The organism is Haloferax sp. AS1 (assembly GCF_014530665.1).
GTDB classification, from domain to species: domain Archaea; phylum Halobacteriota; class Halobacteria; order Halobacteriales; family Haloferacaceae; genus Haloferax; species Haloferax volcanii.
In genome coordinates this window covers 189,467-203,344 of record NZ_SPSA01000001.1, presented here as the reverse complement: position 1 = coordinate 203,344, position 13,878 = coordinate 189,467, and the positions used below count along the sequence as shown (strand labels likewise).

Here is a 13,878-nt window from a genome sequence, read left to right as displayed (position 1 = left end):
CCGTCACCCAAACCGATAGAAGCCGCCGGCTCGACGAGTCGATATGCCCCGCCCGTCCGACGTTCTCGTTCATCGAAACCGCACGATCACCGACCGCGAGGAGCGCACGCTGACCGCGGACGTGTACTGTCCCGACTCACCGGCGGCCGAGATGGGCGGCCCGGCCGAGACGACCGAACCGGCCGAGACGACCGAACCGACCCGGCCGCTCGTCGTCTTCGTCTACGGCGGCGCGTGGGAGACCGGTTCGACCGGCCAGTTCGCCCGCTGGGCGCTCGACGCCGCCGACGAGGGGTTCGTCGCGGCCGAGGTGTCGTACCGACTCGGGCACGAAGCGCCGTTCCCCGCGCAAATCGAAGACGTGTGCGAGGGCATCGACTGGCTGACGGACCGCGCCGACGAGTTCGGAATCGACACGGACGCCGTCGCCGTCGTCGGTCACTCCGCGGGGGCGCACCTCGCGTTACTGGCGGCGCTTTCGGACGGCGAGTTCGGTCGCCGGACCGACATCGACGCCGCGGTCGGCGTCTCCGGCGTCTATGACCTCCGAGCCGACGACCACGAGCGCGCCGGCGAGTCGCTGCCGCTGTTCGAGAACCGGCCGTCGGCCGCCGAGTTGCGCCGGTGTTCGCCGATTACCTACGTGGATGACGACACCGACGCCGATGCCGATGCCGATGCCGACGCGCCGCCGACGCTGTTGCTTCACGGGAGCGAGGACTCGGTCGTCGCACCGGACCAGAGCGCCCGGTTGGCGGACGCGCTCGAAGCGGCCGGAACACAGGTCGAGTACGACGCCGTCGACGCGGCCGACCACGTCTTCTTGCACTCGTCGTACCACTATCCCGCGGTGCGAAAACGGGTGTTCTCGTTCCTCCGCGAATCGCTGTGAGCCGAGGGCCGGAGTCGAAGGCCCGTCAGGCCATCCCGAACATCTTCATGACGCCCTCGGCGAGGCCGCCGGCGACGAGGCCGAGCCCGGCGACGACGAACGCGAGGCCCGCCGCGACGACGGGGGCCTGATAGGCGACGATACCGATACCCACGAGCAAGGAGACGACGCCGGCGATACCCTTCGTGCCGAGTTTGTCGAGCATACCACGACGGCGTTTCGGGACGGTCCTAAACGCGTCGTTCCGTCGGACGCTTCCTACCGGCCGAACGTCGGCGGATTTAACCATGCCCACGTCGAACGCTCGCGCATGAGCGACGACGAGAACGAGAGCCGCCGAGACCTTCGAATGCCGAACGACGACGAAGTGTTCGCCGTCGTGACGAACATGCTCGGGGCCAATCGTATTCGCGTCCGCTGTGCCGACGGCGTCGAGCGGACCGCTCGCATTCCCGGACGGATGCAGAAGCGAATCTGGATTCGAGAGGACGACGTGGTGCTCGTCGAGCCGTGGGACTGGCAGGACGAGAAGGCCGACGTGAGCTGGCGCTACGAGAAGTCCGAAGCCGACCAGCTCCGCCGCGAAGGTCACATCCAGTAACGCGCACGTCCGAGACGGCGCGCCGTTTGTTGTTTGTTCCCCGAAGACGCCGAACCCGGAGCCTGTGCCCTTTTCATCTCGCCTCTCGTAGCCCTAGTCCAATGACTGACGAGTTCGGCATGGTCGAACCCCAGGAGGGCGAGGCGTTCGGCGACGAGTGGGAGGAGATAGACGTCTCCGACGACGAGGCGGACCGCATCGCGCGCCGCAAGGACCGCGACTTCGACGAGTTCCGGATGCGGTTGAAGGACGCCGACCAGTTCAAAGTCGAGCAGTCGGTGTTCGACGACGCGACGTTCGCCGCCATCTACAAACTCGTCCAAGACGGGTACATCGACGCGTTCGGCGGGCCGATTTCGACGGGCAAGGAGGCCAACGTCTTCGAGGCGCTCGGCGGCGACGACGCGGACGTGGCGGTCAAGATATACCGCATCAACGCCTCCGACTTCCGGCACATGCGCGACTATCTCGAAGGCGACCCGCGCTTCGAGAACATCGGCCACGACAAGGGACAGGTCGTCCGCGCGTGGGTCAGAAAGGAGTTCGCCAACCTCGAACGCGCCCAGCGCGCCGGCGTCCGCGTGCCGAAGCCCATCGCGGTCCAGCGGAACGTCCTCGTGATGGAGCTCGTCGGCGTCGTCGACGACCGGGCGCGGCGGCTCTCGGAGGTGCGCGTCGAGAACCCCCAGACAGCCTACGAAGTGGTCCGCGAGTACATGCGCCGACTCCACCGCGCCGGCCTCGTCCACGGCGACCTCTCGGAGTACAACCTCATCATCCACGACGGCGAACTCGTCGTCATCGACCTCGGACAGGCCGTCACGGTCCACCACCCGAACGCCGAGGAGTTCCTCCGGCGGGACTGCCGCAACGTGGCCAACTTCTTCCGGCGGCAGGGGGCCGACGCCGACGGCGACTCGCTGTACGAGTTCGTCACGGGCGACGAGGGCGAGGACGGAGACGGAGACGAGTAGCAACCCAGACCCGCCGCGAGACGGGTGTGCGACCGAGACACGCGGCGACCCGCCGAGCGAACGCTTAAACCACTCCGACGGGTATCGGGTGATATGCAGCACGTCAAGGTGCCGCAGGACCGTATCGGTGTTCTCATCGGCGAAGGTGGCTCGACGCTCCGAGAGATAGAGAGTCGCGCGGAAGTCCGACTCGACGTGGACTCGGAGAACGGCAGCGTCGCCATCGACAGCGTCGGCGACCCCGTACTCGGCATGGTCGCTCCCGACGTGGTTCGAGCGGTCGGCCGCGGCTTCGCCCCGGAGGACGCGATGGCGCTCCTCGACGACGACATGATGATGTTCGAACTCATCGATATCGACCGGCACACCCGAAACAAAAACGACATGCGGCGGCAGAAGGGCCGCCTCATCGGCGAGAACGGCCGCACCCGTGAACTCATGGAAGAGCTGACGGGTGCCGACGTGGTCATCTACGGCTCGACGCTCGGCATCATCGGCCAGCCCGAAGAGGTCGAGGTCGTCCGCCGGGCCGTCGAGATGATTCTCGACGGTGCCCCCCACGGCGCGGTGTACTCCTTCCTCGAACGGAAGCACAACGAACTGACCCAGGGCTTCAACGTCCGACAGAACAACTGAGACGCCACCGCCGACGAGTCCACCCCGACGCGACACGGCACTCGCCCGCATCGTCTTTTCACCGCACCCGCTTCGGGACTGGCGAGACCGCCCGGCGAAAGCCACAGATAAACCGCCGAAATCGACCGCCGTCTCCGGGTCTCGACCACCCTACCGTGTTGCGTTTTGGCATACCAATAAACGAAGCTTTTTTATAGAATCACAAACAATCAGGCGATGACTATGAGCCAGCGAATGCAGCAGGGTCAGCCCATGATCATTCTGGGCGAAGACTCCCAGCGCACATCCGGACAGGATGCGCAGTCGATGAACATCACGGCCGGGAAGGCCGTCGCAGAGGCCGTACGCACGACGCTCGGCCCCAAAGGGATGGACAAGATGCTCGTCGACTCCGGCGGGCAGGTCGTCGTCACGAACGACGGCGTCACCATCCTCAAGGAGATGGACATCGACCACCCCGCGGCCAACATGATCGTCGAAGTCTCCGAGACCCAGGAGGACGAGGTCGGAGACGGCACGACGACGGCCGTCATCAACGCCGGTGAACTCCTCGACCAGGCCGAGGACCTCCTCGACTCCGACGTTCACGCGACGACCATCGCGCAGGGCTACCGTCAGGCCGCCGAGAAGGCCAAGGAAGTCCTCGAAGACAACGCCATCGAAGTCACCGAGGACGACCGCGAGACCCTCCAGAAAATCGCCGCGACGGCGATGACCGGTAAGGGTGCGGAGTCCGCGAAGGACCTGCTCGCCGAACTCGTCGTCGACGCCGTGCTGGCCGTCAAGGACGAAGGCGGTATCGACACCGACAACGTCTCCATCGAGAAGGTCGTCGGCGGCACCATCGACAACTCCGAACTCGTCGAGGGCGTCATCGTCGACAAAGAGCGCGTCGACGAGAACATGCCCTACGCCGTCGAGGACGCGAACATCGCCATCCTCGACGACGCGCTGGAAGTCCGCGAGACCGAAATCGACGCGGAAGTCAACGTCACGGACCCCGACCAGCTTCAGCAGTTCCTCGACCAAGAAGAAAAGCAGCTGAAAGAGATGGTCGACCAGCTCGTCGAGGTCGGCGCCGACGCCGTCTTCGTCGGCGACGGCATCGACGACATGGCGCAGCACTACCTCGCCAAGGAGGGCATCCTCGCGGTCCGCCGCGCCAAGTCCTCCGACCTCAAGCGCCTCGCCCGCGCGACGGGCGGCCGCGTCGTCAGCAGCCTCGACGACATCGAGGCCGACGACCTCGGCTTCGCCGGCTCCGTCGGTCAGAAGGACGTCGGCGGCGACGAGCGCATCTTCGTCGAGGACGTCGAGGACGCCAAGTCCGTCACGCTCATCCTCCGCGGTGGCACGGAACACGTCGTCGACGAGCTCGAACGCGCCATCGAGGACTCCCTCGGCGTCGTCCGCACGACGCTCGAAGACGGCAAGGTCCTCCCCGGCGGCGGCGCTCCCGAGACGGAGCTCTCCCTGCAGCTCCGCGAGTTCGCTGACTCCGTCGGCGGCCGCGAGCAGCTCGCCGTCGAGGCGTTCGCCGAGGCGCTGGACATCATCCCGCGCACCCTCGCCGAGAACGCCGGTCTCGACCCCATCGACTCCCTCGTCGACCTGCGCTCGCGCCACGACGGCGGCGAGTTCGCAGCCGGCCTCGACGCCTACACGGGCGAGGTCATCGACATGGAAGAAGAGGGCGTCGTGGAGCCCCTCCGCGTCAAGACCCAGGCTATCGAGTCCGCGACCGAAGCCGCAGTCATGATTCTCCGCATCGACGACGTCATCGCGGCTGGCGACCTCTCCGGTGGCCAGACCGGCAGCGACGACGACGACGGCGGCGCACCCGGCGGCATGGGCGGCGGCATGGGTGGCATGGGCGGCATGGGCGGCATGGGCGGCGCAATGTGAGCGCCCCAGTAGGCCACCATACACCCACACCCTGACCTTCGCATCGACTCGACTCGCTCGGCCAAATTCACGACGTTTTTTGCGGCTTTACACCCGTTAGCAGCTGCTTTGCCCGCGGACGCGCCGGTTTGGACGCCGTTAATCGAGCGCCCGTGCCGCGCCGTCGGCTACCGCCCCGAGGCGGCGGGCGTATCGACAACTGATTCGTGACAGAAGTTGACAAATCTTTATGAATCATCCGATGTGATTCGTGAAACGCCGGTGTCCGCTCTATACTTATCTCCCGTGTCAGCGAATCTCATATCGTATGTCCCCACCCGAGAGCCCCGCGACCGACGCCGACTCGGACGCGACCACGCCCGCGAATCGGCCGCCGTTTCTGGCCGTCGTCGCGCCCCGAATCTCCGAGGCGGCGGCACTCGCGGGACCGTTCCTCCACGGAGCCGGCCCGCTCGTCCGCGCGCCGCACAGTTCCGCCCCGTCGAACCTCCGCGCGACCCTCGCCGCGATGCGGCGACCGGACGCCCCGCTCGTCGTGGCGACCGATAGCGCGGCCGCCGTCCGCGACGCCGACCGCGTCCACGTCGCCGACGGCGGCGTCGTGGTCGAGTCCGGTGCGCCGAGCGACCTCCTCGCGGTCCCCGGCGTCTACGCCCGACGCTACGGTGCCGAACTCGGCGCGAACTTCGCCGGTCCGGGAAAAGACGTCGACGACGAGTGACGGGCCGGCCGACGCTCGGCGCTCCGGTTCGCCCCAACGTTCACCACCGTTCCCGTGATAGCGGTACGTATGGGAGACAGGGCGTGTTACCGCGAGTTCTGTCCGGACTGCGACGCGCCGGTGACTATCGTCGACGACGAGTGCCCCGACTGCGGTCGAGAACTGGCGCTCATGTGAGAACCGGCGTCACTCGGGGACTCGCACGTCGACATGGCGGACCGCGTGCGGGGAGAGATACCGGCCGCCCGGCACCTCGACCCAGCCGTTGACGAGCACGCGGACCGGCCCCTCGTGGAGCGCGGACTCCATGTCGGCGTCGCCGTGGACGACCGCGTCGTCTATCGTCTGTTCGAACCGTCCCCCGAACGGGGAGTCGGACGCGAAGACCATACACGGGGCAACTGGACGACACGTAACGAGAATAGTGGGGAGTCGCGGCGTTCACGACGACCCGGAATCGCCCGCCTCGGCGCGCCGGGCGAGGAAATCGACCAGCGCCGAGACCACGAGCAGGGCCGCGACGAGTTGGAGGCCGTGAGCGACGTTCAGTCCGAGCGACGCCGCGAGTCCGAACTGTTCGATGACGTAGAGCGTCGCGGCGACGACGCCCAGACACCCGAACAGGAGTCTCGCGAATCGGCCGTCGAGGCTCGTCACGAGATTGTAGGCGACGACGCCGAAGACGACCGCCGCGGCGACGATGCCGAGAACGTCCATGCGGGGCGTCTCGCGCCGCTCGACCGAAAAATGTTGTCATCCTAACTTGTAGGTCACACGTATCCGAGGTCAGGCCCCATAGTCGTCGAGAACAGAACCCGCTCAGGACAGGAGTAGGTGGGGCCGCCGATGCCGTCGCTCGGCGGTCTACCGCAACGAAAAGAGCGCGACGGGATTCGAACCCCAGTCGCAACAAGTTGCTCCCTGATTCGAATCCCGCGCGTAGCGTTCCCACACGTCTCGCTACCACTCGGGGGTTTCAGCAACGAAAAGAGCGCGACGGGATTCGAACCCGCGACCATCGGATTAGAAGTCCGACGCTCTGTCCGACTGAGCTACGCGCCCTCGATGCCCACAAACCGTCCCTGCAAGAAAAACGAATCGGGTTCTACCCGTCGAACCGATACAGCGACGTGACCGCGGGGAGCCGGTTGAGCATCCAGATGCCGACCGGGAGGCCGACGATGGTGAGCGTGAACAGCACCGCCACGTTCGCCCAGACCCAGCTCAGCCACCAGCCGACGAACACGAAGTAGACGGCGCGGACGACGACCGACCGCTGGCCGCGACCCGAGTCGGGGTCGAGCCGGGTTTTCGGCTCCTTCAACGAGAGCACCGTCGGCACGAGGTTGATGAGCGCGACGCCGAGCGGGATGCCGATGACGGTCGCGTTCAGGAACCACGCGACGTTGACGACGGCGGGCGTCGCCCACCAGCCGACGAAGACGAACCAGAGGGCGCGGACGACGAACGAGCGCTGAGACATAGGCGTAGTACGCGGGCCGAGGCGAAAAGCAGCGGGGTGGTCGAGGTGAGGTGGAGCGGGGTGAAGGGAACCGGCGAAACCCGCCACCCGGAGCGACGTGAAGGGAGGCTTTAACAGCGCCAACGCGGTAACACCGGCTATGAGAGTCATCGGGACGGTCGGCCTGCCGGGAAGCGGCAAGGGCGAACTCGCCGAGGTGGCCCGCAACGCGGGCGTACCCGTCGTGACGATGGGCGACGTCATCCGCGAGGAGTGTCGCAAGCGCGGCCTCGACCCCGCGACGGACCACGGAAAGATAGCGACCGCGCTCCGCGAGGAGGAGGGCGACGACGCCATCGCGGCGCGCTCGCTGCCGATGGTCGAACAGCACCTCGAATCGAACGACGTGGTGCTCGTCGACGGGCTTCGGTCGGGCGTCGAACTCGACCGTTTCCGCGAGGCGTTCGGCGACGACTTCGTCCTCGTGAGCGTCGAAGCGCCGTTCGAGACGCGCGCCGAGCGCCTGCTCGACCGCGACCGCGACGACAGCGACACCGACGTGGAGGCGCTCAAAAAGCGCGAACGCCGCGAACTCGACTTCGGGATGGGCGACGCGATGGACCGCGCCGACGTGGTCATCCAGAACACCGGCACGCTGGCAGAGTACCGCGAAACCATCACGAAGCTGTTCGAAGAGGGGCCGGAAGCGCTCGCGGAGGCCGACGCGTGAGCATGATTTACAGCGTCGACGTCCGCATCGAGGTGCCCGTCCGCGACACCGAGGTCACGAACCGCGTCGGCGACGCCGTCGAGAACATCTTCCCCGGCGTCGAACTCGACCACGAACCCGGACAGCTCGTCGGCGAGACCCACGAGCTGGAGCGCTTCTCCGAACGCCTCCACGAGCAGGCCATCCTCGACACCGCCCGCCGCGAGTTCGCAAAGCGCCGCGACGACGACGGCTTCTCGTTCGCGCTGAAAAAGCAGGCCGCGTTCAAGGGCGTCGTCAACTTCTCCGTCGGTAACCCCGACGAACTCGGTGACATCGAAGTGCACGTGACCGTCCGCGACCCCTCCGTCGACGAGGTCATCGACTACATCGCGCCGCCGACCGAAGAGGGGCGGCCGGTCGACCCGAACGACCGCTAACTCGGCCGCTGCGGCGGGGACGTTTCTTGCGACTCAGGCGACCAACAGCGCCACCGCGACGGCGATGAAGACGATTTTCAGCCCCGTGTTGACGGCGATGACCTTGGACCCGAACTCGGGGCCCCAGATGCCGTACTGGAAGGGAATCGACCGCTTGAACGTCGAGACGGCGAAGGAGATGATGCCGCCGATGAGCATCGTCGCCACGGCCTGTCTCGGCGTAAACGTCTCGCCGATGGCGGGCGCGATGGTCGCCGCGCCGGTCGTCGTGTCGAACGCGAAGGCGACGACGACGGGGACGGCCGCGCCCGGCAGGCCGACGAGGTTCGTCAGCGGGCTGGCGAGCGCCGCGAACGATTCGAGGTCGGTCGTCCGAAGCAGGAGCGTGACGGCCACGTAAACGACCGCCAGCCGCGGGACGATGCGCCGAAGTTTCTTCCAGGTGCTCCGGGCGGCGTCGTCGACCGTCTCGCGGAGCGAGTCGTCGCTCTCGGCCGCGTCGCCGGAGTCGCCCGCGTCGGCGGCCGAATCGACCGCATCCACCGCGCCGCCCGAGCCGTCGGTCTCGGTGACCGCGACCGGGGTCGTGTTCCGGTCCGCGAGGAGCACCGCGCCGGCGACGACGCCGGTCGCGGTGATGGCGAGCGCGATGGCCGCCCGCGCGCCGACGTACATGAAGCCGACCTCGCGGCCGAGGATGGGGATGAGCACCGGCCAGTAGAACGTGAAGATGTGCTGGACGAAGCCGAAGAACGTGTTGATGGTGACGGCGACGAGCGTCGCCCGGTCGTCGAGGACGCCCGACTCGCGGAACTCCGCGAGCATCCCGTAGCCCGCCGTCGTCGAGGCGGCGGTGGTGACGATGGCCGTCCCCACCTCGTCGGGGAGGTTCGCGGGGCTCGTCAGATACCGCGAGAGGCCGGCGATGCGCTCGACGAGGCCGAAGGCGACGACGAGGTTCGCGGCGAAGACGCCCACGGCGATGTAGGCGGCGATGCGCGCGACTCGCGGGAGCACCTCGAACAGCACCGGGAGGACGGCCGACGGCTGCACGACCGACGGTCGGGGCCGAGCGAACTAATCGGCGTCGGTCGGCGGGAGGCGTTCGAACGTCGGGGACAGCGGGGTCAGACGAGCACCTGCGCCACCCCGAACAGGACGACGACCCCCAGCACGTCGCAGAGGTTGGTGACGACGGGGATGACCACGTCGTCGGGGTCGAGACCGAACCGATAGGCGACGTAGGTCGAAGAGAACGTCACGACGACCGCGAGGACGGCGAGCGAAATCCCGCTCGATAAGGCGACGAGGACGACCTTCTGGAGGGCCAGCGACGTGTCGCCGGAGACGAGGAGCGTGGCGACCCACGCGCCCGCGCCGATGACTGGGAACACCGTCACCGCGAGGGCGAGCGTGGCGACGGCGTTGCCCGCGAGTTCGTCGTCGCGGGGCGAAAACGAGAGCGTCCCGAGGTGGAACGACGTGGACAGTCGCGCCGCGAGGACGCTCCCGAGGTTCCCCGCGGTCCCGATGGTGACGGGGACGAGCACGAGCAGCGAGGGGTAGCGGAACAACTGCGCCTCGAAGCTCCCGAGAACGAGGCCGCTCCCGAGTTCGACGAGCGTGAGCACGAGCAGCACCGGGAGCATCGCCCGCGTGATGGCGCGGACGGTCCACTCCGTCGGCACTCAGAACACCCCCGCGACGGCGAGGACGGTCCGGACCGCGATGAGTAAAAAGAGGACGCCGAACACGTCGCCGGTAGTCGTCACGACCGGGCCGACGATGGTGTCGGGGTTGCGCCCGCGGCGGTAGCCCGCGAAGACGACGCTGACGACGACGACGGTCAGGACGATGCCGGAGAGCAGGCCGGCGACGATGGCGACGCCGACGAGAATCGGAAGCGGCGCGACCCGGCTGCCGAGGAACGTGAGGAGGAAGAACGCGACGACGGCGGCGAACGTGCTCGTGAGCACGCCGTTTGCGAGCGCGGCCGTCGCGGCCGCCCGAAGGCGCTCGTCGCCGCCGGTGACGCGGGGTTCGATGAGTCCCTGGTGGAGCGCGGTGGCGATGCGAGCGCCGAGCGAGCCGTAGACGTTGCCGCGGGTCGCCAACAGCGCGGGAACGAGGACGAGCAGCCCCGGGACGGCCCGGAGTTCGGCCCGCATCCCCCCGAGGACGACGCCGGCGACGAGGCCGCCGACGAGGCTGGCCGCGAGCGCGGGCAAGGCTTCCTTGTAGGCCTCGACCGCCACGTCTCGCACGGTCATTGTGGGGTGCGACGGACCCGAGCGTTAAAAGTCGGCGGTATCGCGGCGCAGCGAGGCGAGGAACTCGCGCGGGCAGGCACAGAAACCGCGGCGAAGAAATCGCGCGCGTTCAGAACGGCCCCATGCCGCCGAGACCGCCCATGCCGCCACCGCCGCCGCCACCCTGGTTCTGGAGCTTCTTCATCATCCGCTGCATGTCGCCGTCGCCCATGTTCTGGAACTGCTTGATGGTCTGTTCCATCATGCGGTGCTGTTCGAGCAGTTCCTGAATCGTCTCCTCGTCCTGTCCCGACCCCTGCGCGATGCGCCTGACGCGGGACGCGCCGACCTTCCGGGGGTTCTCCAGTTCCTCCTCGGTCATCGAGTCCATGATGACCTCGAACGAGCGCATCCGGTCTTTGGTCACGTCCATCGCGTCGTCCGGAAGCTGGTCTTTGATGCCGCCGCCGAAGCCCGGAATCATGTCGAGCACCTGGTCGAGCGGCCCCATCTTGTCCATCGCCTCCATCTGTTTTTGCATGTCCTTGAGGGTGAAGTTCCCCTTCATCATCTCCTCGGGGTCCCAGTCCTCGTCTTCGGCCTGGGTCTCGGACATGGCGCGTTCGACGCGCTCGGAGAGCTGTTTCAGGTCGCCCATGCCGAGCAGCCGAGAGATGAAGCCGTTCGGCTCGAAGCGCTCGATGTCCTGGACCGTCTCGCCCATGCCGAGGAAGGCGATAGACGAGTCGGTCTCGTTGACGGCGGTCAGCGCGCCGCCGCCCTTCGCCGTCCCGTCGAGTTTGGTGATGACGACGCCGCCGATGCCGATGGACTCGTCGAACTGCTGAGCCTGTTCCTTCGCCCCTTGCCCGATTGCCGCGTCGAGGACGAGCAGGTTCAGGTCGGGCTGAACGACGCCCTCTATCTCCTCGATTTCGTCGATGAGGTCGTCTTCGAGCGCGTGGCGACCGGCCGTGTCGACGATGTGCACGTCGGCGTCCTCGGTCGCTTCGAGGCCCTCGCGGGCGATTTGGACCGGGTCGTCGCAGTCGGGGTCGCCGTAGAAGTCGACCTCGGCGCGCTCGCACATCTGCTTGGCCTGGTCGTACGCGCCGGGGCGGAAGGTGTCGGTCTGGATGACCGCGGGGCGAAGCCCCTTCTTCGAGAACCACCACGCCATCTTGGCGGAGGTGGTCGTCTTCCCCGACCCCTGGAGGCCGGCGAGCATGATGGTCTGCGATTCGAGCGGAATCTCCGTCGACTCGCCGATGAGGTCGACGAGTTCCTCGTAGACGATTTTCAGGACGTGGTCGCGCGCGCTCGTGCCGCCCGGCGGCTCCTCTTCCAGCGCGCGGGTCTTGATAGAGTCCGAGAGGTCCATGACGAGGCTGACGTCGACGTCGGCGGAGAGCAGGGAGCGCTGAATCTCCTTGACGATCTCCTGAACGTCGTCCTCGTCGAGGCGGGACTTCCCGCGCAGCTTATCGAGACTGCCGCGGAGGGAACTCCCGAGATTGTCGAGTACCATTGTGCCTTCCTACGCCGGCGCGCCGGTAAAGGCTTTATCCGTCGCGTTCGGGGCCAACACCTATCGGCTCGGCCCCCGACAGCGCACTCGATGACGACGATTCTCGTCCTCGACCGCCCCACGCACGGCATCCCGGCGTCGGAGTACGCCGCGGCCCTCCGCGAGCGACTCCCCGACGCGACCGTGCGCCACCCGAAGACGACCGCCGAAACGCTCGACGCCGCGACGGACGCGACCGTCATCACGGGCACGTCGCTCCCCGACGAGGTGCTCGACGCCGCCGACGACCTCCGACTGTTCGCCGGCGCGGCCGCCGGCTACGACAACCTCCCGCTGGAAACGCTCCGCGAGCGCGGCGTCCGCGTCACCAACGCCTCCGGCGTCCACGGCCCCAACATCGCCGAACACGTCCTCGGGTGGCTGCTCATGATTACCCGCCGACTCGACGAAGGTCTCCGCCGCCAGCGACGACGCGAGTGGCGGAGTTTCCAGTCGTACGGCGAGTTACGGGGGTCGACGGCTACCGTGGTCGGCCTCGGCGCTATCGGACAGGCGGTCGTCGAGCGACTCGACGCGTTCGGCGTCGAGACCGTCGGGGTTCGCTACACGCCCGAGAAGGGCGGCCCGACCGACGAAGTTCTCGGATTCGACGACCTCGAATCGGCGCTCGTCCGCACCGACTTCCTCGTGGTCGCGTGCCCGCTGACCGACGAGACGCGCGGACTCATCGACGGCCGGGCGCTGAGCGCGCTCCCCGAACACGCCGTCCTCGTCAACGTCGCGCGCGGCGGTATCGTCGACACCGACGCCCTCGTCTCGCACCTCCGAAGCAACCGCCTCCGCGCCGCCGCGCTCGACGTGACCGACCCCGAGCCGCTGCCCGAAGACCACCCGCTTTGGGGCTTCGAGAACGTCTACATCACCCCGCACGTCGCCGGCCACACGCCGCACTACTGGACGCGCGTCGCCGACATCCTCGCGGAGAACGCCGAACGACTGGCGTCGGCGTCGGACGGCGGCGACCCCACGCTCCGCAATCAGGTCGTTCCGAAGCCGGACTCGGACGCTGGCTCGAACCCCTGAGCTACTTCCCGCGGCGAATCGTAGCCCCGAGCGATGACGACGCTCGCGTTCGGACTCGACGCCGCGACCTACCTCGCGTTCTGCGGGGCGGCGGTCGCGCTCATCCTCGCGCCCGGCCCCGACACGATGTACGTCCTCGCCCGCGGCCTCGACGGTCGCGGGCCGGGCGTCCGGTCGGCGTTCGGCATCGCCACGGGCGTCCTCTTTCACACGCTTCTCGCGGCGCTCGGCGCGGCGGCGCTCTTTCGAACCGTCCCCGAGGCCGCCGCGGCGGTCAAGTACGTCGGCGCGGCGTACCTCGTGTACCTCGGCGTCACCGCCCTCCGAAACGACGAGTTCGACCCCTCGGTCGAGACCGAAAGCGGGGCGAGCTTTCGCCGGGGCGTCCTCGTCAACGCGCTCAACCCGAAGGTCGCGCTGTTCTTCCTCGCGTTCCTCCCCGGGTTCGCCGGGCAGGGCGCGGGAGCCGGCGTCAGGATGGCGGGTCTGGGCGCGACCTACGCCGCCCTCACGGCGCTGTACCTCTCGGGCGTCGCCCTCGGCGCGGACCGACTCGGCTCGCGGCTCGCGGAGACCCGGGTCGCCAGCGCGCTGAACTACGTCGGCGCGGGGACGATGCTACTGCTCGGAGTCGTGCTCGCACTGGAGTGAGCGTGAGGCGACCGAAAGAAACGGACG

General features: G+C 67.8%; 18 protein-coding genes and 1 tRNA gene. 10 read left to right on the top strand and 9 right to left on the bottom strand.

Annotation, left to right across the window (positions count from 1 at the left end; genetic code table 11):
• Positions 1-43 precede the first annotated feature (43 nt).
• Positions 44-892, top strand: a complete 849-nt coding sequence (locus tag E4P24_RS01040; protein ID WP_115802022.1) for an alpha/beta hydrolase — start codon at positions 44-46, stop codon at positions 890-892.
• Positions 893-917: 25 nt separating this feature from the next.
• Here E4P24_RS01040 and E4P24_RS01035 read toward each other — a convergent pair whose 3' ends face one another.
• Entirely contained in the window at positions 918-1,097 is a 180-nt protein-coding gene (locus E4P24_RS01035) for a hypothetical protein (RefSeq protein WP_115802021.1), read from the bottom strand.
• Between the two features lie 105 nt (positions 1,098-1,202).
• Here E4P24_RS01035 and eif1A point away from each other — a divergent pair, with 105 nt between their 5' ends.
• The 5 genes from eif1A (at position 1,203) to E4P24_RS01010 (ending at position 5,729) form a co-directional block, all read left to right on the top strand.
• A complete protein-coding gene (eif1A, locus tag E4P24_RS01030; RefSeq protein WP_004045248.1) occupies positions 1,203-1,493 on the top strand; it encodes a translation initiation factor eIF-1A in 291 nt (96 codons plus the stop codon).
• 101 nt (positions 1,494-1,594) lie between these two features.
• Complete coding sequence (rio1, locus tag E4P24_RS01025) at positions 1,595-2,467, top strand: serine/threonine-protein kinase Rio1 (RefSeq protein WP_188147990.1); 873 nt, start codon at positions 1,595-1,597, stop codon at positions 2,465-2,467.
• Positions 2,468-2,560: 93 nt separating this feature from the next.
• Entirely contained in the window at positions 2,561-3,103 is a 543-nt protein-coding gene (locus tag E4P24_RS01020; protein ID WP_004065679.1) for a KH domain-containing protein, read from the top strand.
• Between the two features lie 252 nt (positions 3,104-3,355).
• Complete coding sequence (thsA, locus tag E4P24_RS01015; protein WP_004065681.1) at positions 3,356-5,008, top strand: thermosome subunit alpha; 1,653 nt, start codon at positions 3,356-3,358, stop codon at positions 5,006-5,008.
• A 307-nt stretch (positions 5,009-5,315) separates the two neighbouring features.
• Positions 5,316-5,729, top strand: a complete 414-nt coding sequence (locus E4P24_RS01010) for a hypothetical protein (protein WP_188147989.1) — start codon at positions 5,316-5,318, stop codon at positions 5,727-5,729.
• 186 nt (positions 5,730-5,915) lie between these two features.
• Here the strand turns inward: E4P24_RS01010 and E4P24_RS01005 are convergent, their stop codons facing one another.
• From E4P24_RS01005 to E4P24_RS00990, 4 genes are all read right to left on the bottom strand, one after another.
• The gene (locus E4P24_RS01005; protein ID WP_115860653.1) at positions 5,916-6,119 is read right to left on the bottom strand and encodes a hypothetical protein; all 204 of its coding nucleotides are present in this window, start codon (positions 6,117-6,119) and stop codon (positions 5,916-5,918) included.
• Between the two features lie 51 nt (positions 6,120-6,170).
• The gene (locus E4P24_RS01000; protein ID WP_188147988.1) at positions 6,171-6,446 is read right to left on the bottom strand and encodes a hypothetical protein; all 276 of its coding nucleotides are present in this window, start codon (positions 6,444-6,446) and stop codon (positions 6,171-6,173) included.
• A gap of 271 nt (positions 6,447-6,717) precedes the next feature.
• Positions 6,718-6,791, bottom strand: a tRNA-Arg gene (locus E4P24_RS00995).
• A gap of 43 nt (positions 6,792-6,834) precedes the next feature.
• Positions 6,835-7,212, bottom strand: a complete 378-nt coding sequence (locus tag E4P24_RS00990; protein WP_004045241.1) for a YccF domain-containing protein — start codon at positions 7,210-7,212, stop codon at positions 6,835-6,837.
• Positions 7,213-7,351: 139 nt separating this feature from the next.
• Here E4P24_RS00990 and E4P24_RS00985 point away from each other — a divergent pair, with 139 nt between their 5' ends.
• On the top strand, positions 7,352-7,921 hold the full coding sequence (locus E4P24_RS00985) for an AAA family ATPase (protein WP_004045240.1): 570 nt from the start codon (positions 7,352-7,354) through the stop codon (positions 7,919-7,921).
• Between the two features lie 2 nt (positions 7,922-7,923).
• Positions 7,924-8,340 carry an RNA-binding domain-containing protein gene (locus tag E4P24_RS00980; protein WP_188147987.1) on the top strand — a complete coding sequence of 139 codons (417 nt, stop codon included), beginning with the start codon at positions 7,924-7,926 and terminating at the stop codon, positions 8,338-8,340.
• Positions 8,341-8,373: 33 nt separating this feature from the next.
• Here E4P24_RS00980 and E4P24_RS00975 read toward each other — a convergent pair whose 3' ends face one another.
• From E4P24_RS00975 to E4P24_RS00960, 4 genes are all read right to left on the bottom strand, one after another.
• Positions 8,374-9,393 carry a transporter gate domain-containing protein gene (locus E4P24_RS00975; protein ID WP_004065693.1) on the bottom strand — a complete coding sequence of 340 codons (1,020 nt, stop codon included), beginning with the start codon at positions 9,391-9,393 and terminating at the stop codon, positions 8,374-8,376.
• 74 nt (positions 9,394-9,467) lie between these two features.
• Complete coding sequence (locus E4P24_RS00970; RefSeq protein WP_004065695.1) at positions 9,468-10,028, bottom strand: magnesium transporter; 561 nt, start codon at positions 10,026-10,028, stop codon at positions 9,468-9,470.
• The gene (locus E4P24_RS00965) at positions 10,029-10,610 is read right to left on the bottom strand and encodes a magnesium transporter (protein WP_004065697.1); all 582 of its coding nucleotides are present in this window, start codon (positions 10,608-10,610) and stop codon (positions 10,029-10,031) included. It lies immediately after the preceding gene.
• Between the two features lie 109 nt (positions 10,611-10,719).
• A complete protein-coding gene (locus tag E4P24_RS00960) occupies positions 10,720-12,117 on the bottom strand; it encodes a signal recognition particle protein Srp54 (RefSeq protein WP_004045235.1) in 1,398 nt (465 codons plus the stop codon).
• Between the two features lie 90 nt (positions 12,118-12,207).
• Here E4P24_RS00960 and E4P24_RS00955 point away from each other — a divergent pair, with 90 nt between their 5' ends.
• Both E4P24_RS00955 and E4P24_RS00950 read left to right on the top strand, forming a co-directional pair.
• On the top strand, positions 12,208-13,200 hold the full coding sequence (locus E4P24_RS00955; RefSeq protein ID WP_188147986.1) for a D-2-hydroxyacid dehydrogenase: 993 nt from the start codon (positions 12,208-12,210) through the stop codon (positions 13,198-13,200).
• Positions 13,201-13,233: 33 nt separating this feature from the next.
• Positions 13,234-13,851 (top strand): LysE family translocator, encoded by a 618-nt coding sequence (locus E4P24_RS00950; protein WP_188147985.1) that lies wholly within the window; start codon positions 13,234-13,236, stop codon positions 13,849-13,851.
• Positions 13,852-13,878 lie beyond the last annotated feature (27 nt).